Genomic DNA, 17,053 nt, shown 5'->3' with positions numbered 1-17,053 from the left:
TAACATTTTCATTATATATTCTCGGCGGCTATTTCGCAAAGACGGATGCAGCTTGTAGCATAGATATTACCGCTCAAATGTTAGGTACTTCTTGGACGAAGAACCGAATCACACGAGTGGTCGGCCGGGTCAACCGGCCCGGCTGCATTGTATTAACAGAAAGGTGTCATTATGACTCCTAGCAACAATGAGCCGGGCTCTTCCGGGTGGGGGACTGTGAAGGTCATTCCGATGGCCATTCTCGCTAGCAAGGTCGATTCGGCTTCTGCTGTGGTGCTCTTAGGCGCGGTCGCTTTTAGCGGCTTCGCTATGAGCTGGTTCAATACCCGTTCTTAGAGCGGCTGCGGAGTCTGGCGCAGTTTACGGCTGCCTGGGCACCGCCCCGCTTGAAACGTGCGGTTTTGCCCTCTTTTTCTATCTCACACTTGGCAAATCACAGCCGTGTATCCGCCTGGCTCTCAGCCTCATAGCAGCAATAGCCTACGCAACCACACAAGCCAGCACCCACCACAATCGCAGTAAGGGGCACCACCTGCGGGCAGCCAAATCATCAAACAAACTTGCTTGGGGGGCATCGCTTCGCCCGGTTATGCCTCAAGTGAGCAGCAGACGCACGAACAAAGAGTCGCAGGCCCTCTCCCTCCGAAAGAAACCTTAAACTAGCAACGCGGAAGGGTGGATTACACAAGTTTGTAGTTCACAGCTTGGAGCCAGGCCACTAACACTGCTAAGCTGACAATATATGTGTCAAAAGGCAGTGCGGAAGGTTGGGGAATCGGTAACGCACAAACCTTGCAAAACCTACATGAGATAAAGTGGTCTACCGCGTCGCGTGCGTTATTAGAGACCACTCGGAGGCTATTATGCACCGCTATCGCCCAGCTCGCGCGCTCAGACTCGCGCTAGCTCTAATAATCCTTGGGGGGGGGGCTCTTCAAAGCGTTCAGCCCGCCAAAGCTGACTCCTCCTCCGCACATTTTCGACTCAGCCCATCGGCCGGATTAGAAACTGGTGGCACCCCCCTCACCATCACACCGTATACCGTAAGCGGCGTAAGATTTACCTCAATAAGTGCGTCTCTCTACCATACGCTGGCTATTGGCGATGATGGTAACGCATACGCTTGGGGCACGAACGGACATGGTCAGCTCGGCAACAATACTACAGCCACCCATCTTAAACCAGATAGAGTGCATACCCCTCCTAATGTAAGATTTATCCAAATTGGCACAGGCGATTCCCAGAATTCGATTGCGCTCGGAAACGACGGCAACGTTTATACTTGGGGATACAGCAAAGAAGGGCAATCTGGTTTAGGGTCTAAAGGTGGCCGCTCAGTGCCCGCGAGGGTGCCGCTGCCGTGGGGAGTGGGCCGTTTCATCCAAATCCAAGCCGGAAACGACTTCAACATCGCTCTCGCGGACAATGGCAGAGTCTACTCTTGGGGATGCAACTCAAGGTTGATTTACGATCCTGGGCAAAAGACACCCTACGGAAATCTTGGCGTCGGCGACAATAAACACCGTTATGTTCCCACACCAGTTGTTGGCATACCAAATCACGTGCGTATCACCAGCATTAGCGCAGGCTCATACAGCGCATATGCTTTAGGCAACGATGGCAACATCTACGCTTGGGGGTTCAACGATTATGGACAACTTGGCATTGGCAATTCCACAGTATCTCTTACAGCAGCACCGGTGCGCCCGCCAGCAGGCCTGCGATGGACGAGTCTCACTACAGGAGGAAACAACACATTCGCTACCACCAATAATGGGGTAAGATACGCTTGGGGCGCTAATGGGGGCTTGTGGGGTAATGGTTCTAAAAATGGGAGTTCTCGGCCAGTCGTTCACAACATCCTTATGCCTCCCGGCGTTGGAATTACACAAATGAATTCAAAAGGAGCCCACACGCTTGCTATCGGCAGCAATCAGAAAACCTACGCATGGGGCTCGAACCTAGTAGGCGGCCTGGGTACTGGTAACACCGTGGAGTCTACCGTTCCAGTTGAGGTACGTGTGCCCAACGGAGTAGCTTTCATCAGCGTTGCCACTAGCACTCTCTCTTCTTTCGCTATTGGCAACGACGGCGGCGCTTACGCTTGGGGCCGTGGACGTAATGGGCAAATTGGTGACGGACACATGCAAGATCGGCTGACACCCGTGCGAGTTGGCGGCCGTCTCCACATCGAACGAGTTATCATAGACGGTCAACTTACCCCGGGCACATCGGAAATAGTGTCTGGCATATGGAGAGGCAGTACTCAACGCCACCAGCCCGGAGATGTGATTGTAAGCGTCGAGTGGACCCTCGACGATATTTTGTATCCTGCCGAGCCCCTCAGGTACACCTTCCTCGCTATCTACACCGTCGCATTCAACCTCAGTGGAGCTCCCGGCAATCCGCCCGGCAATCAATACATCGTCGTCGGATCAAAAGCCTCACCACCCGGCGCACCCACTTGGTATGACCATCACTTCACAGGATGGTATCTCGATGGTCATCCTTACAATTTCAACGAACCAGTCAATAGACACATGACACTTACTGCCGGGTGGGAATACTACAATTTCGCCCTCACTCCCAATACTGGCCCAGTAGAAGGCGGCACCCTTGTTACCATCACGGCAAACACGATACACACCTTCAGCCAATTCAACCGAAAACTTGAGCCACAACCTGAGGCAGAGCACAACGACGCAGAGGCAGAACATGACGACGCAGAGGCAGAGCACAACGACGCAGACTCCCAGCCTGACCAAACCGTAGAAGCTGCCTCAGTCGAAGAAGGTGAGAGCAAAACAGAAAATGAGACAGAAAATGAGACAGAAAAACAAGCAGATGACAAACAAGACAACGACTCTAAGCGCGAATCAGACACTACAGCAAAACGCCAAACTCCGAAATTTGAGCCGCGCACACCTGCAAATGTTGTCATTACAGGAGTCACGATAGACGGGCAAGCCCCGCAAACCGGGCCAACCTACAACCCGCTGCACGACGGCTGGGACATCACCACCCCACCCCACATGGCAGGACCGGTAACTGTCACCATCTCTTGGACCCTATCCGGTGTGCCGCAGAACAACCGCGAACTCACTTACACCTATACATCGCTCATCTTGCCAGAAGCGGGGAGCACACCCATAGAACGCCTAGGGGGAACAAGTTTGCTGGCTTTGGGTCTTGCAGCGACAACTTTTTATGCAGCCTTACACCAGCGCAAGCGTCGCCAACACAAGACAGCCCAACATCGGCAACTACTGCAATAATTCGGGCAATTCACCCAGCCGATTCAGAAACTATCGCCTCATGAGAGTGGTATGAATGCACTCGGCGGAGGGGAGGGGGGGGGCAGGTATGCGCACCTACCCCCCCTGCCTACCTCATGAGGAAGCAAGCGATCTCAATTAAGCGCTTTGGAACTTATTAAAACTGAGCCTAATGGACATTCGCAACATCGCGAGGCGGGCGAATTAGGGAGAAAAATGGCAAAAGGTACACGCAACCGCCACATTGTTTCGATTAGACTGGGAAATATAGAAACCGACTGTGCGGGAGGTCGGCGCGTTCGTTGAAAGGAACCAAGATGGAGAACAAATCTTCAAACGGCTGGAAGTTCTTCGCTCTGCTTTTCGGCACTCTGCTGGCAGCTGTGGTGGCTCTGTTCGTTTACAAGCAGCAGAACCCCGAGTACGATCCCTGGGAAGAGCCTTGGGAGAATTCCTCTTCGCCAGTCGACCTAGGCCTGCCGGGCGAGGGTGAGTCCGAGGAGTCCAACGGCTCCGAAGCTGGGGGCGAGGGCGCTTCCTTCGCTGCCGAAGCCATCAAGGACTAATCGAGCCTAACCGGCCGTGCGCTGGTTGTGTAATCGTATCCCCACGCGGTCGAGCCCGCTAGCTCTCGCGTGGGGTTTTTCATGCCCGAATAGGCGAAGCCAAGGCTGGCGCGCGCTCGGGCTGAGAGCAGGGAGTAGTCATGAGCGCTATACGTGAGCAAGATATAGACGAGGGGCGGCGGGCCTTCCTCACTTGGCGAGATGAGGCGAAAGCGCAGGCAGCACAGGCTGAGAGCAGCGATGAGAGATTGAGCGTGAGCCCGCAGCTGCCCCGGCGAGACATGGCGATGGCCGTGCGCTATTCCCTGCACATGCTAGAGATTAAGGCGCCTGGGCCGGGAGTGGAAGTGCGTGTGGCCCCTTGGAGTGCGGTAAAAATACTCGACGGCCCGGCTTCGGACCCCCACAATTTGACGCCGCCAGACGTGATTGAGCTCGACCCAGACGTGTGGCTGCGCATGGCTGCTGGCGTGAGCTCTTGGGCCGAGGAGAAGGCCGCTGGCCGCATTAGCGCAGTTGGGGAGCGCGACGACCTCCACGAACTCCTCCCGCTGGTCTGAGCGATAGGCTGAGCGTTGGCCTGAGCGTTCGTCTCGGTAGCGGACTCAGCACTGGCCTCAGTACCGGGCTGAGCAGCGCGTCAGCATCATACAACAATCGTTGATATACAAACGGCCGCCCGCCTCCCTACGGAAGCGAGCGGCCGAATAGTATACCTAACTCAGCGCTAGACTCAGGCAGCTCAAGCAGCTTTGGCAGTTTTGGAGGACTTGGCCGCGGTTGTATCCGCTCCAGCCTTGGCCTTCGCAGAGGTACTCTTGGCCGTGCGAGTAGATTTCGCAGCGCTTGCGCCCGTCTCGCTCTTCTCAGCCTTAGCTGTTTTTGTAGTCTTGGTGGCTTTGGTGGCCTTTGCCTTGGAAGCAGCTGCCGTCTTCTTGACCGCAGTAGTCACTTTCTTAGCCGCTGCGGCAGTTTTCTTAGCAGCAGACGAAGCAGCAGACGACTTCTTGGCAGTTGCAGACTTAGCAGTCACGCTCTTAGTTGCCGTCGAGGCCTTGCTGGTCTTGGACTTAGCCTTAGTCGCAGTCGAAGCAGCTTTTGCCGTTTTCACAGCCCCAGCAGCCGACTTCCCAGCTTTTCCAACCTTTGCCACGCTTGCGTCTTCCCCCGATTCAGCAGACTCAGCAGCTTTAGCAACTTGAGCAGAGGCAGCCGAAGATGACTGCTCAGCCGAGGAAGCAGACCCGGTCTTGCTTACGCTTGGCGCAGCAGCCGGCTTACGCTTTCCCAACGCCGTCGGCACCGGAATAGGAATAGGTTTGCGACGTTTAGGAACGACTGGCATCTCGCCGGAAGTAGCCTTAGCAGCAGCCTCGGCAGCCCAGCGGGCATAGTCGTCTAAATCGTCGTTTGTTGAAGGCGCATCAGTTGTGTCCGTAGCTGGCTCAGGCTTCTTGCTATCCGCAACCTTGCCCTCGCTCGCGCTAAACTGCTGCTCGACTACCTCGAACACATCAGTTTCGCCCTCGCTAGGCCCCTGGCTACTCAACTCTTTTTGCAGCTGATTGTAGTCAGTGTCAGTTGTCAGATATTTGAGCTTACGAGCTATTTTTGTCTGCTTAGCCTTCTGACGTCCGCGGCCCATCCGACCCCCTTCGCCAGTTTGTGCTCTTGAGCAACGTGTCTTTTATATATGCATTACTTTCGAGGGTACCACCCACCGTGGTTGTCGGCTGAGACTTTTACGATAAAAGCAACATTTAGTAACACTTTCGCCTCACTTTTTTTGCGGGGCGCGCACTAGAGGGCAGGGCCATGGGTAGCGAGCAGCAAGTGACGGCAGCAGGTAATGAGGTCAGCGCCAGCTTCGTAGCGGCGAAAAAGCGCTCCGACGCGGTAGAGGCCAAACTCGATGCCAAGCCCAGCGATTTCACCATGCTCACCGGCGACAGGCCTACTGGGCGCTTGCACTTGGGCCACTATTTCGGCTCCATCAAAAGCCGGGTGGAGATGCAAAACCGGGGCGTACACACCAACATCATCATCGCCGATTACCAAGTCATCACCGACCGCGACACGACTGAGCACATGGAAGACAACGTGCTCAACATGATTCTGGACTACATGGCCGCCGGCATCGACCCCGCCAAGACCATGATTTTCACTCACTCGGCCGTGCCCGCAGAGAACGAGCTCATGCTGCCCTTCCTCTCGCTGGTAACTGAGGCCGAGCTCCACCGCAATCCGACCGTGAAGTCAGAGATGGAAGCTTCGGGCCACGCACTCACCGGGCTCCTGCTCACCTACCCCGTGCATCAGGCCTGCGATATCTTGTTCTGCAAGGCCAACGTGGTGCCCATCGGCAAAGATAACCTGCCGCACGTGGAGCTTACGCGCACAATTGCTCGGCGATTCAACGAGCGCTACGCTCACAAAAACCCAGTCTTCCCCGAGCCGGCGGCGATTTTGTCTGACGCTCCCGAGATTCCGGGCTTGGACGGGCGCAAAATGAGTAAGTCATATGGCAATTCAATTATGCTGAGCGCCACTGCAGAGGAGACGGCCAAGCTGATTAAGAAGAGCCCAACCGACTCTGAGCGCCGCATCACCTTCGACCCGGTGGGCCGACCGCAGGTTTCCGCTCTGCTAACCACTGCCGGGCTAGTAACCGGTCGCGATCCGGCCGAGATTGCCGAGGAGATTGGCGATGCGGGCGCGGGCACACTGAAGCAATACGTGATTAGCGCAGTCAACGACTTCTTGGCACCCCACCGCGAGCGCCGGGCCGAACTGGCACAAGATATGGATACGGTGCGCGATGTGCTGGCCGAGGGCAACAAGCGCGCCAATGCTGTCGCCGAGGAGACGCTGGACCAAGTCCGCTCCGCGATGGGCATGAAGTACTAGCCCAAACCCCTCAGTGGCCAAAAGCTCGCGATTGGGCCGACTTGTCGCGAAATTTGTGCCATTTTTGACGGAAAAACGGCCGAAAGCTCGCGATTCCCAGATTTGGCCGCGAACTTTCGGCCATTTGCGTTCAGTGCACTCAACACAGCAGCAGCCAACCTCCCCAGGCTAGACGTCGTAGCGCCAAGCTCGGTCGGTTATGACTCGGGCGGTGGCGAGGCCGATGGGCAGGCAGATAATGACCATGAACGCGCGGAAAATCCAGTCCATAGCGCTCAAAGTGTTGAACTGTCCAAGGTAGAACATGGCGCGGTACATGTAGAGGCCCGGCACCATGATCACGATAGCTGGCACAGTCAGGCAGATGCGGGGGTAGCCCACTTCCGGAGGCAGCCAACCGCGGCGGACTGAGGAGCGCCAAGCGGTGGCCAGCATACCGGCTAGGAAAGCGCCGAGGAAGGCCGCCATCTCGGGGGGCACGCCCATTAAGTCTTGCATTTCCAAGCGCATTGTGTCGGTAATAGCGCCGATGATGGCCGCAACTAGGGCCATACGTTGAGGCGAATTGAACAGCACCGAGAAGCCCCAGACCCCGCAGAAAGCGGCGAGCGCGCGCAGGCCGGCGGTGGTGCCCAAGCTCAGGTTGAGCGCGTCGAATCCCTGCGGGTTGAGCTGCACCATGCGCGCCACTACCCAGCCGCCGAAAGTGGCAACCAAGATGATAGAGAGGGCGTAAGTGAGGCGCTGCACGCCCGAGGGGAAGTCCATTTTGGCAATATCTAGGCCGCCCGTCACCAGCGGGAAGCCGGGGATAACGAAGAGGATGGCGCCGATGTAGGCGGTGTCATGGCGCAGAGCAACTGGGTCGAACAGTCCGGCCAAGCGAAGGGTGCCGATGCAGGCGAGCGCGGCGATGATGACCGCTACGGCGGTGACAAAGAACTGGTTGATACGGCGGCCCAAGAGGCTGCGGCGCACGAACTGGCCGATGCCCGCACCCACGAAAGCGCCAGCCATGTCGTAAAGACCGCCGCCAAGAAGGAAGACGAAGGACGCGCAGGCCACGGCGGCCGAGAAAGCCGAGAAGAGGGGCGAGTAGAGCGGTTTGCGGTGTTCGATAATGTCGAGCCGCTCGTGGGCTTGGCGCACGGTTACGCCGCTCAGGCGCTTACTCACGGCCGCTTCGACGCTCTGCGGCTGGTCTTGGGAGCTGGGCTGAGAGCCGGGCTGAGAATTAAGCTGATACTGCGCCGAAGTATTCGTTTGGCTTTGCGACTGCGCCTGCACCTGATATTGAGTCTGCGCCTGACCTAAACCGCTAGTTTGCGGTTGAGCCTGAGCTTGGAGTAAAGCGCCAGATTGCTGCTGCACCTGCGCCGAATCCTGCGCAGCCTGCTCGCCCGCGCACCCCTGCTCCTTGAGCTCTCGGACCATTTTCGCAGCTTTGGCAACCCGCCGCTCCTGCACTTTCGCAGCGGACTGTGCAGCCTTCGCCGCCTCCATTTCTTGCGCCCGACGCACCGCCCAATGAGCCTTGACCTGGTCCAAATGGTCCACAAGCTCCTGCGAAATATCCGCCGCCTTGTGGTAAGTGGAGCCCTGCCCGCAGTTGACCGCCAGCCAGTCAGCAAAGTGCTCCAGCAGCCAGATACGCTCTGTGTTTACGCCAGTCGTAGGCAAATCCACTACTTCGGTCACGCGCTCGGTGCCGTCGGTGCAAGTGGCCTCGATGTCAGTCAGGTTCACCTCGGCCCGCACGTGCACTCCCAACGGATACGCCACGCGGTGCATCATCTCGCGCACACGGAAAGAGCCCGTGCCAGAGCCCAAATCGAGCATGCCCACACGCATAATCACGCTCGCCTTAGCCGCCACGCAGGCCTCTTCGAGCGGCTTGTCGTAGTCGCAAATAATGTCTTTCATATTCAGCGGTATATCCCGGTCCAGCCGGTCCGACGGCCGCCCAGCTTGCTGAGCCGACTCCACCTCTTCCGCCCGCCTACTACCTAAGCCCACAATCACTGCCGAATTCCCTATACTTGCCCGCCCGCGACCTCGCGCCGGTGGGGCATCATTGTTGAGGGCAAGCGAGTCTGCACGACCCGTTCTGCCGTGGCGCTGCTTACAAACCCGTAGCACCCACCTCCACTTTACAACTGCCGCCGACCCACCGCCTCACGCCCGACGAAGCCGCCCTACTCGGCCAAGCGCCGGGGGATGCGGACTTGGTTGAGCGCGCCTATGAGCGGAGTGCGCAGGCGCAGCTGTTCGTAGTTGATACGGATGATAGCGCTAACACCTGCCCGGCGAAGCAGCCCTTCACGCTCGCGCTCTTCCGCCACCACCTGCCGAACGTTGCGCCCCTCAGCCATCTCCGGGCTCACATACTTCGCCGTGCCGTCAAACTCCAACACCACCGTGCGCCCATCCGCCAAAAACCAAGTAAAATCCACCCGCGCCAGCTTATTTGCATCCAGTGGATCGCGGAACTCCCGCTGCAACTGAGGCAGCTGAAACCCCGCCTCAATAATGGCTGCCCTACAAGCCGACTCTCCCCCGTTCTCACTCCCCGCATTCGCATACCGCAGTAGCTTTCGCACTGGTTCGCAACTTGCACGGACTTCGGCGCACTGTCGCTGTATATCCTGCACAGTCACCGCACCTTGCCGCAACGCGGAATCAAAAATGGCCAAAACTTGGTCAAACGGATAAGTAAGTGCGCAATCTACCAAAGTCCGCGATAAACCCGTTATTCTCAGGTTCTGAACTCGCCAGGCCTGCACGCGCACCATTCTTACATAATGCAGTTGCGCACAGGTTCGTTCGCCCTTCGCGCCCCGTTTCGCCACCCCTGCTACATACACGTCATTCTTTCGGTGAAGAGTCCACGAATAGTCAAGTCCCCAAACCGAGGCCGCCGTTATATTCGCAAAGACCCAATTTGGGTGCATTCTACCAAGAGCCCGAGCTAGGTGCACTGACTGCTGTCGAGGATCGAGCTGATGCCAATAAGTAGCTCTTGCATACACGTTTTTGTAAGGAGAGACGAGCTGCCCCAACTCTCGGAGCCGCCTCAAAGCCTTGTAGTCAGCGTTATTCCGGCCAAAACAGCATCGCTGCTCACGCTCAGATTGCGCAATAAGAGCGTTTATGCGTGTATGACTTTTCATATAAGGAGCGTAAACCCTAGACTCGTTCCATCGGTCATCAAAACAACAATGTGGTCGAATGTGACCCGTTGTCCACAAACTTAGTGGCCGAAAGTTCGCGATAGAAGCATTCCCAGCGCAAAAAAGTGCCATTTTGGGAGCAAAAACGGCCGAAAGTTCGCGGTCTCAGGTTTTTATCGCGAACTTTCGGCCACTAACGGATTCGCGCTGAATCGAGGAGCGAGAGGGGAGGTTGCGCGGATGACGGAAGGTTATCGGGGAAGTGGCGTAAATTGGGGGTATGGCGTTATGGCTCAATATTTTGCTGGTTTTTGTTTTTCTTCTGATCGGCTCGGTCTTTTCGGGCACCGAGCTGGCGCTGGTTTCTTTGCGCGGCTCCCAGCTTGACCAGATGGAGCAGGAGGACGCACGCGGGGCTCGGGTGGCGAAAACGGCCCGCGACCCCAACACCTTCCTCTCGACCGTGCAAATCGGCGTAACGGTTTCCGGCTTCCTTTCGGCCTCATTCGGCGCCTCCTCCATCGCACCGTCGGTCGACCCCATCGTGCGCTCCTGGGGCGTGCCCGCGAGCTTGGCCTCAACCCTGACCACCATTGCGCTCACCATTATTATCTCCTACTTCTCCATCATCATCTCGGAGCTAGTGCCCAAGCGCATCGCCATGCAGCGCACCGAGCAGATTGCCCGCGCCGTGGTGCCCGCTATCGACGCGTTTTCCAAAGCCTGCAAGCCGCTCATTTGGCTGATTGCTAAGAACACGAACGGTTTGGTGCGCCTTTTGGGCTTCGACCCCCAGCAAACCGACACCGAAGTGAGCGACGATGAGCTGCGCGTGCTGGTTTCCTCGAATACCAACCTCAGCAAAGACGAGCGCATGATTTTGGGCGACGTATTCGACGCTTCGGAAACGAGCGTAGCCGAGGTGATGCGCCCCCGCGCCGACGTGGTCTTCATTAGCGGCGACATGACACTGCGGGAGGCCGCCGACTTTGTGCGTAATGAGCCGTATTCACGCTACCCGGTGACTGGCCGCGATTTCGACGATGTGTTGGGCTTTGTGCATGTGCGCGACCTGCTCGACGTGCGCGACCCAAATGCCAAGACTGTAGCCGACGTGACCCGCCCCGGCATTGCGCTTCCGGGCACTTCGAAGCTTTTGCCCAGCCTTGAAAAGCTGCGCATGCGGGGCATTCACTTGGCCGTGGTAATCGATGAATACGGCGGCACGGACGGCATCGTCACCCTTGAGGACATGACCGAAGAGCTGGTAGGAGACATTCGCGACGAATACGATTTGCCCAGCGAGAAGGGCGGCCCTAGGCCCGATAGACAAGCGTTTATAGACGGCATCGCTACTGTCGAGGGCGGCATGACCATTGAAGATTTCGCCGATATGACCGGCATCGAGCTGGAAGATGGGCCTTACGAGACGGTGGCGGGCTACTTCTTGGCTCACACCGGCAAGCTGGGCGAGGTAGGCGAGGTGCTCCATTCCGACGACGGCTACGATATGGTCGTCACGAAGGTTGATGGCCGGCGCATCGAGACACTGGAAGTGCGCAAACGCGGCAGCGAGGAAAGCGAAGACAACGCAGAATCCGCGGATTCCCCGTCAGAGTAACTTAAGGATTTTAGCACTTTTACCCGCATAACATGAATTCTCGCGTTCAGTAAAAAGTATGCGGATTCACACTTGCTAAGTTGACTTCCAGCGCGAGTCATCTAATCTTGTAAGTAGGCCAAGTCGCTCAGCGACCGACCAGCTGTCAGGCCAAAAAGCCAGTCCGGAATCGATCCGGCAGACAGCAGACGAAGGAGTAGTCATGGCATTAGAATTCACCGTTCCCGGACTAGACGCGGCCGCCTGCGAAAAGGCAGTTGAGATTTTGCAGAGCCGCTTGAGCAATGAGCAAGAGTGCGCACTCGTCTTGAAGCACGCTCACTGGAACATGAAGGGCAAGAACTTTATCGGCATCCACGAGATGATGGATCCTGAGGTCGATTCCGTGCTCGCTATGGCCGACGAAACTGCCGAGCGCATCGCTACTTTGGGTGGCCAAGCCGACGGCCGCCCCGACGACATCATCAAGAACCGCACTTGGAAGGGCATCGAAATCGCTGGTCGCCAAGAGGCTCTGGACTATCTGAAGGCCCTGAACGACTACTACACTGAGTTCATCAAGGCCGACCGTGAGGCCATCAAGGAGCTTGACGAAGTCGACGGCATCTCCTCCAACATCATTCAGGATCACGTGCAGGAGCTAGAGCATTTCCAGTGGTTTATGCGCAGCCACCTCATCTGATTCCCAGATTTTGAGCGCATAAGCGTTCCTCTTCTTCCTCTTAAAGAGCTAGCGGTCATCCCCGAGCGCTAGCTCTTTTCTGTTGCGAGCGCTACTGAGCACCATGCGCAGGGTTGCGCTCATAGCAATAGCCACAATAATGTGAACTAGCATAGAAGTTATCCACACCTTTATCCACCGATTGTGGCTTACTGGTCAGACGATAATGTGCTGATTGAGCTCTTTGCGCAACATTCGCCACTGCGGCAAGTAGGAACTCATCAAACTTTGGAACAGCGCTCCATGCCCCGAAGCTCGCAAGTGAGTCAGCTCGTGAACCAGCACGTATTCCAAAAACTTTGGATCGAGCCAGGCCAGCTCAAGATTGAGCCGAATACGCCGGGTTGCAGGCGTGCAAGACCCCCACCGAGTCGTCATACGCCGCAAACTAATCGCGCTCGGTCCCCGTCCCACAATTGGCACCCACTTATCAAGCAAGGCCGGCAGTTGCTGCTCGATTATCAGCTTCGCCTCGCGCAGGCGCTCCTCGCTAGTAGTCCCTTCGGCCAAATTCGCCGGCTGCGGCCCGGCAGAACCTGGCCCAAGCGACTGAGCAGAGCGGGCAATACGGTCTTGAGCGCGTTCTATCCAAGCCTGCCGCGAACTTATAAATCGGCGAATTTCCGCCTGAGACAACCTCACCGGCGCAGTAATTTCCACGCGCCCGTCCGGCGGTTTCACCCGCAAATACACGTTTTTGACACGCTTGCGCACGAGTAAAACCCGCTGAGAGCCCACTTGCAGCCATTCGCGGGAAACTTCGCCCTGAGAAGAGACCCGTTTGCGGGCAATAGCGCAAGAAACCAGCATTGTTCTATTGTCTCTCAACCCTATGATTTCTAGGGATACTGCCCGCTGCGCCAGTACCGCTATTCGATACCACACGGCGAGACACTCGGAAAGCTCGTGCGAGTTGACTTCTGCTGCCTATCTGGTAATCTGACTGGTTGTGTGATTACTTATCACGCGGTACGGGCCCGTAGCTCAGCTGGTTAGAGCGCATCCCTGATAAGGATGAGGTCGGAGGTTCAAGTCCTCCCGGGCCCACGCAGTACATTTGGGGCTATGGCGCAGCTGGTAGCGCATCTGCTTTGCAAGCAGAGGGTCGCCGGTTCGAACCCGGCTAGCTCCACAAGCAGGGTTTTCGGATGTTTTCCGGGAGCCCTTTTTGTTTTTCACATGCACAACTTCGCTGTTTGGATAACCTCACAGATGTTCAGAGGCACAATTACGGATTCACACAATACTCGAGAATTACAGCCGATTAGGCCCATTTCTGCCAAGGTGTCTCATTTTCCCCCGACCAACAGCTTGTTTCCACCGCATCGCGGTACTCCGCGCCACGAGCAGCCACTCAACGCATGCTCCTAGGGAGCAGTTAGGGAATTGACTGGTAATCAGCCGCGACACAGCAACAACACGCGAAATCAAGAAGGAGATGTGTTCCAACAACTACCTTCCCCGCGAATTCTTAGTATCGAACCAAGGAATCTGTTCAAGCGCGCACGACACGGCTCTACCCCGCGAAAACACTAGGGATAAGGTATGGTTGACAACAAAGCAAACGGTAAAGATGAGTAAGTATTTTCTTTACTATGCTTAACCACACACGCGAGTTTTCCGTATCGCGCTACACTGGGGGAGAAACAGTTGTACACAATACTCACTGCGAAAAAACATCGCAGCTTGAGCAAAAGAGCCTTGCAGTTATCTGGCGTGCTCCTTGCTTCAGCTTCATTATTCACTGCGGCGGTTCTTACCGCTTCACCCAATTCAACTCCGGCCGCAAATGCAGGCAGCTTAGTTAAGTCAGGATGCACAGCAGTTCCGACGCAGGCTTGGGGAACATCTTCTTGGTCGCTAGACACCTCCTGCACATTGCACATCGGTGCTGGCACCACGGCAGATTCTGTTGGAGCTAGTGCACCTTGGGGCCCAGCAGGTAACGCCGATTATTCAGCTGACATCACTTCCGTAGTATTTGATGATCCAGCTAATACCCATTTGGCAGCTAACTCCAGCGCTCTTTTTGAGAATCTCAGCAACGCTACCACTATCCAAGGCATTGACCAGGTTGATACATCTGCCGTCACCAACATGTACAACATGTTTGCTTTTAGTGGATTTAACGCCCTCGATTTGCACCAATGGAATACCGGCAATGTGACTATTATGCAGGGCATTTTCCAAACCGCTGCAGCCTCTTCTATCAATGTAACCGGCTGGGACACAAACCGAGTTACTGATATGAATAGTGCGTTCGCCACGACCACCAACGTAACCCAATTGGATCTTTCTAGCTGGGATGTTTCCAACGTCGCTCAAATGTCAAATATGTTTTATAACAGTGGTGCAACGAGCATTAATGTAACTGGTTGGAACACTCGCAGCGTAACTACCATGTCGGGCTTGTTTAATGGCAGCCATGTCAGCCAGCTTAATGTAGCAAACTGGAATACCTCTGCGGTAACGAATATGCTAGGCATGTTCTCCGGCACAGATATCGAATCTTTAGATGTATCCGGATGGAACACAAGCGCTGTCAATCCTGCAAGAATGGCGAACATGTTCCCCCAAGGCCTGAGCACTATCGTTTTAGGAGCTAATGCTAAGTTTACCGACGATGCATTCTCCTCTGTTGCACCTTCCGTTCCTGGTGGCAATGGGCACTGGTCTCGCCAAGGCAATAATACGGGTATTGCCTCGCAATGGTGGGTCTCCTCGTCGACCGGCATGGCTGCCAATAACGAACTTGCTGCTCGCTCGCGGGCAGGTGCGGCAGGCACATATTCGATTCAGCGCTCAACTTCTGTGAATTTCGACGGCAACGGCAACGGCTTAACCATTACCGGCGTTCCTAACTCAATACAGGCGCTGTGGCCTGACCAGAATGGCGCTCTTATTCCATCGTCAATCCCAACTGAGTCCAGCAACGCGAAGGTGTTTGCTGGCTGGGATACCACTTCAAACGGCACCGGCATAAGCTATCAGCCCGGAGATCGCTTCCTGACTCAAGAAACGCCTCAGACGCTGTATGCGAAATGGCAAGCGGCTTCAGTTCCTAGTCCGAACCCTACGCCTACGCCTACACCTACACCTACACCTACACCCACTCCAAACCCCACTCCAAACCCTGCTCCAAACCCCACACCGAACCCTGCTCCAAACCCAGGGCCTTCTCCTGTGGTTGAAACCGTTGAACAGGTGTTTTACCCCAACAGCGCCGATGCGACTGGTACGGTTGAGCCAATCGAAGTTCCCACCGTGGGCGGGCTACAAGTTTTCCCAGCAAACTCGTTCACACGCATCGGCTATGTGTTCGTCGGATGGTCGGCTACTGCTGACGGCTCCGGTAAAATTTATCAGCCCGGCGAACCTATACCCATTTCCTTAACCCGCGCAGATTCGGTGGTTTGGTACGCCATCTGGAAAGCTGAGACCCCAGCTGCCACAGTTACTCCAGCCGATCCAACCGACCCAGCTGCACCGGCTGCACCTAACCCAGCAAACTCGGCTGCTCCATCTGATAGTGAAGCGAATAGCGATAAGAAACTCACTGCAGATCCAAGCAAGCACGAGACTAAACAATCATCAAGGCCTCGGGCAGCAACCAGTCAGCAGAAAGAATTAGCGCGCACAGGCGTAAACGGACTTGTGCAAGTCTTTACTCTTCTCGCAGTTGCTTTAACGGGCTCAGCTGCCCTTATGTTTGCCATCTGCCGCAAGGGGCAAGACAAACTCAATAACTAAATAGGCGTGACACAAAAGCCCCTGTGAATGAAAACTGCTAACCATTCATGGGGGCTTTTCGCTACCTCAATCGGTTACTTTTGTGATGTTCGACCAAAAAACCAATATCCCCACCGGTCTTTTGTAAAGAATGCGATAATAGATCAGTGAGTGAAAAATTGTATGAATCTGTTAATGAACTGCCTAGCGACGAAGATCTGAAGCCTCTGTTCCCCGGGCGAACTTTTATTTCTACCGTGCTCGATGCTGTCGATAGCAAAGACACGATGACCGGCAAGATGACTGGCAAATACCTGCAGCGCGCAGTCATGGCGGGCCTCTTCGTGGGCATTTTCTTCACCGCATTCTTCTACATCGTTGGCCAATTCGCCTCAGACCCTGCCAATCCGGGCCTCAAACTGGCCGGCCGCGTGATCGCCGCACTCACTTTCGGTTGGGCGCTCGTGCTCATTTATTACACCAATTCCGAGTTGCTCACCTCTAACATGATGGTGGTCACCGTTGGCGTTTACCACAAGCGCCTAGGCTGGCTCCACTCCCTACGCATCCTCGGCCTATGCCTTTTGGGCAACCTGCTGGGCGCACTCATAGTGGCGATTATCTTGCGCTTCTCCTCCATCATCTCGGGCCCAACTATGGACCAAATGCTGGCGGCAGCATCAACCAAAACCGGCTATGTGATGGGCGGCTGGCACGGCATCGCCGACCTCTTCGTGCGCGGCATCCTCTGCAATTTCTGCATCAATATCGCTATGCTCATGGTCTACAACGGTAAGCTTTCCAACGATTTCACCAAGTGCACTATCATGGTCGTGGCCGTCTTCGTCTTCGCTTTCTGCGGATTCGAGCACTCGGTCGCCGACTCGGCCCTCTTCCTCATTCTCGGCATGTACGGCAAGGTCAACGCTTGGCAGGCCATCGCCACTGTCGCAGTAGCTATGCTCGGCAATTTCGTAGGCGGCGGCATCCTCATAGGCCTCAACTTCGCCACCATGAACGACGAACGCCGCTACTCCCCCGAAGCCCTCGCCGAGTAGGCTACC

General features: G+C 55.9%; 12 protein-coding genes, 2 tRNA genes and 1 pseudogene. 11 read left to right on the top strand and 4 right to left on the bottom strand.

What is annotated here, in order from left to right:
* The first annotated feature begins 171 nt into the window (after positions 1-171).
* The 4 genes from R8377_RS00250 to R8377_RS00235 all read left to right on the top strand — a co-directional run bounded on the left by R8377_RS00250 (position 172) and on the right by R8377_RS00235 (position 4,401).
* Positions 172-336 carry a hypothetical protein gene (locus tag R8377_RS00250; RefSeq protein WP_317642970.1) on the top strand — a complete coding sequence of 55 codons (165 nt, stop codon included), beginning with the start codon at positions 172-174 and terminating at the stop codon, positions 334-336.
* A 527-nt stretch (positions 337-863) separates the two neighbouring features.
* Complete coding sequence (locus R8377_RS00245; RefSeq protein ID WP_317642969.1) at positions 864-3,275, top strand: InlB B-repeat-containing protein; 2,412 nt, start codon at positions 864-866, stop codon at positions 3,273-3,275.
* A gap of 317 nt (positions 3,276-3,592) precedes the next feature.
* Positions 3,593-3,841 carry a hypothetical protein gene (locus tag R8377_RS00240; RefSeq protein ID WP_317642968.1) on the top strand — a complete coding sequence of 83 codons (249 nt, stop codon included), beginning with the start codon at positions 3,593-3,595 and terminating at the stop codon, positions 3,839-3,841.
* Between the two features lie 140 nt (positions 3,842-3,981).
* Complete coding sequence (locus R8377_RS00235) at positions 3,982-4,401, top strand: sterol carrier family protein (protein ID WP_317642967.1); 420 nt, start codon at positions 3,982-3,984, stop codon at positions 4,399-4,401.
* Between the two features lie 716 nt (positions 4,402-5,117).
* Here R8377_RS00235 and R8377_RS00230 read toward each other — a convergent pair.
* Positions 5,118-5,486: pseudogene (locus R8377_RS00230) on the bottom strand (DUF3073 domain-containing protein); the annotation flags it as partial.
* 170 nt (positions 5,487-5,656) lie between these two features.
* On the opposite strand from R8377_RS00230, the gene trpS reads away from it, so the two are divergent.
* Complete coding sequence (gene trpS / locus R8377_RS00225; RefSeq protein WP_317642965.1) at positions 5,657-6,748, top strand: tryptophan--tRNA ligase; 1,092 nt, start codon at positions 5,657-5,659, stop codon at positions 6,746-6,748.
* Positions 6,749-6,916: 168 nt separating this feature from the next.
* Here trpS and R8377_RS00220 read toward each other — a convergent pair whose 3' ends face one another.
* Positions 6,917-8,671 (bottom strand): threonine/serine exporter family protein, encoded by a 1,755-nt coding sequence (locus tag R8377_RS00220; RefSeq protein ID WP_317643635.1) that lies wholly within the window; start codon positions 8,669-8,671, stop codon positions 6,917-6,919.
* Between the two features lie 272 nt (positions 8,672-8,943).
* Positions 8,944-9,348 carry a hypothetical protein gene (locus R8377_RS00215; RefSeq protein WP_317642963.1) on the bottom strand — a complete coding sequence of 135 codons (405 nt, stop codon included), beginning with the start codon at positions 9,346-9,348 and terminating at the stop codon, positions 8,944-8,946.
* Positions 9,349-10,198: 850 nt separating this feature from the next.
* On the opposite strand from R8377_RS00215, the gene R8377_RS00210 reads away from it, so the two are divergent.
* Both R8377_RS00210 and R8377_RS00205 read left to right on the top strand, forming a co-directional pair.
* Positions 10,199-11,539 carry a hemolysin family protein gene (locus tag R8377_RS00210; protein ID WP_317642962.1) on the top strand — a complete coding sequence of 447 codons (1,341 nt, stop codon included), beginning with the start codon at positions 10,199-10,201 and terminating at the stop codon, positions 11,537-11,539.
* Between the two features lie 202 nt (positions 11,540-11,741).
* Positions 11,742-12,221, top strand: a complete 480-nt coding sequence (locus R8377_RS00205; protein WP_317642961.1) for a Dps family protein — start codon at positions 11,742-11,744, stop codon at positions 12,219-12,221.
* 195 nt (positions 12,222-12,416) lie between these two features.
* Here R8377_RS00205 and R8377_RS00200 read toward each other — a convergent pair whose 3' ends face one another.
* The gene (locus R8377_RS00200; protein ID WP_317642960.1) at positions 12,417-13,070 is read right to left on the bottom strand and encodes a M48 family metallopeptidase; all 654 of its coding nucleotides are present in this window, start codon (positions 13,068-13,070) and stop codon (positions 12,417-12,419) included.
* Positions 13,071-13,233: 163 nt separating this feature from the next.
* On the opposite strand from R8377_RS00200, the gene R8377_RS00195 reads away from it, so the two are divergent.
* The 4 genes from R8377_RS00195 to R8377_RS00180 all read left to right on the top strand — a co-directional run bounded on the left by R8377_RS00195 (position 13,234) and on the right by R8377_RS00180 (position 17,047).
* Positions 13,234-13,307, top strand: a tRNA-Ile gene (locus R8377_RS00195).
* A 12-nt stretch (positions 13,308-13,319) separates the two neighbouring features.
* A tRNA-Ala gene (locus tag R8377_RS00190) sits at positions 13,320-13,392 on the top strand.
* A 569-nt stretch (positions 13,393-13,961) separates the two neighbouring features.
* The gene (locus R8377_RS00185; RefSeq protein ID WP_317642959.1) at positions 13,962-16,010 is read left to right on the top strand and encodes a BspA family leucine-rich repeat surface protein; all 2,049 of its coding nucleotides are present in this window, start codon (positions 13,962-13,964) and stop codon (positions 16,008-16,010) included.
* A gap of 146 nt (positions 16,011-16,156) precedes the next feature.
* Complete coding sequence (locus R8377_RS00180) at positions 16,157-17,047, top strand: formate/nitrite transporter family protein (protein WP_317642958.1); 891 nt, start codon at positions 16,157-16,159, stop codon at positions 17,045-17,047.
* Positions 17,048-17,053 lie beyond the last annotated feature (6 nt).

This window comes from Bombiscardovia apis (genome assembly GCF_033095945.1).
In the GTDB taxonomy this organism is placed as follows: domain Bacteria; phylum Actinomycetota; class Actinomycetes; order Actinomycetales; family Bifidobacteriaceae; genus Bombiscardovia; species Bombiscardovia apis.
The sequence above is the reverse complement of the archived record's forward strand: the minus strand, read 5'-3'. Positions and strand labels throughout refer to the sequence as shown.

Coding starts and splice junctions, on each gene's coding strand:
- R8377_RS00245 (WP_317642969.1), top strand. CDS start 864: ATGCACCGCTATCGCCCAGCTCGCGCGCTCAGACTCGCGCTAGCTCTA.
- R8377_RS00200 (WP_317642960.1), bottom strand. CDS start 13,070: ATGCTGGTTTCTTGCGCTATTGCCCGCAAACGGGTCTCTTCTCAGGGC.
- R8377_RS00235 (WP_317642967.1), top strand. CDS start 3,982: ATGAGCGCTATACGTGAGCAAGATATAGACGAGGGGCGGCGGGCCTTC.
- R8377_RS00220 (WP_317643635.1), bottom strand. CDS start 8,671: ATGAAAGACATTATTTGCGACTACGACAAGCCGCTCGAAGAGGCCTGC.
- R8377_RS00250 (WP_317642970.1), top strand. CDS start 172: ATGACTCCTAGCAACAATGAGCCGGGCTCTTCCGGGTGGGGGACTGTG.
- R8377_RS00240 (WP_317642968.1), top strand. CDS start 3,593: ATGGAGAACAAATCTTCAAACGGCTGGAAGTTCTTCGCTCTGCTTTTC.
- R8377_RS00205 (WP_317642961.1), top strand. CDS start 11,742: ATGGCATTAGAATTCACCGTTCCCGGACTAGACGCGGCCGCCTGCGAA.
- R8377_RS00210 (WP_317642962.1), top strand. CDS start 10,199: ATGGCGTTATGGCTCAATATTTTGCTGGTTTTTGTTTTTCTTCTGATC.
- trpS (WP_317642965.1), top strand. CDS start 5,657: ATGGGTAGCGAGCAGCAAGTGACGGCAGCAGGTAATGAGGTCAGCGCC.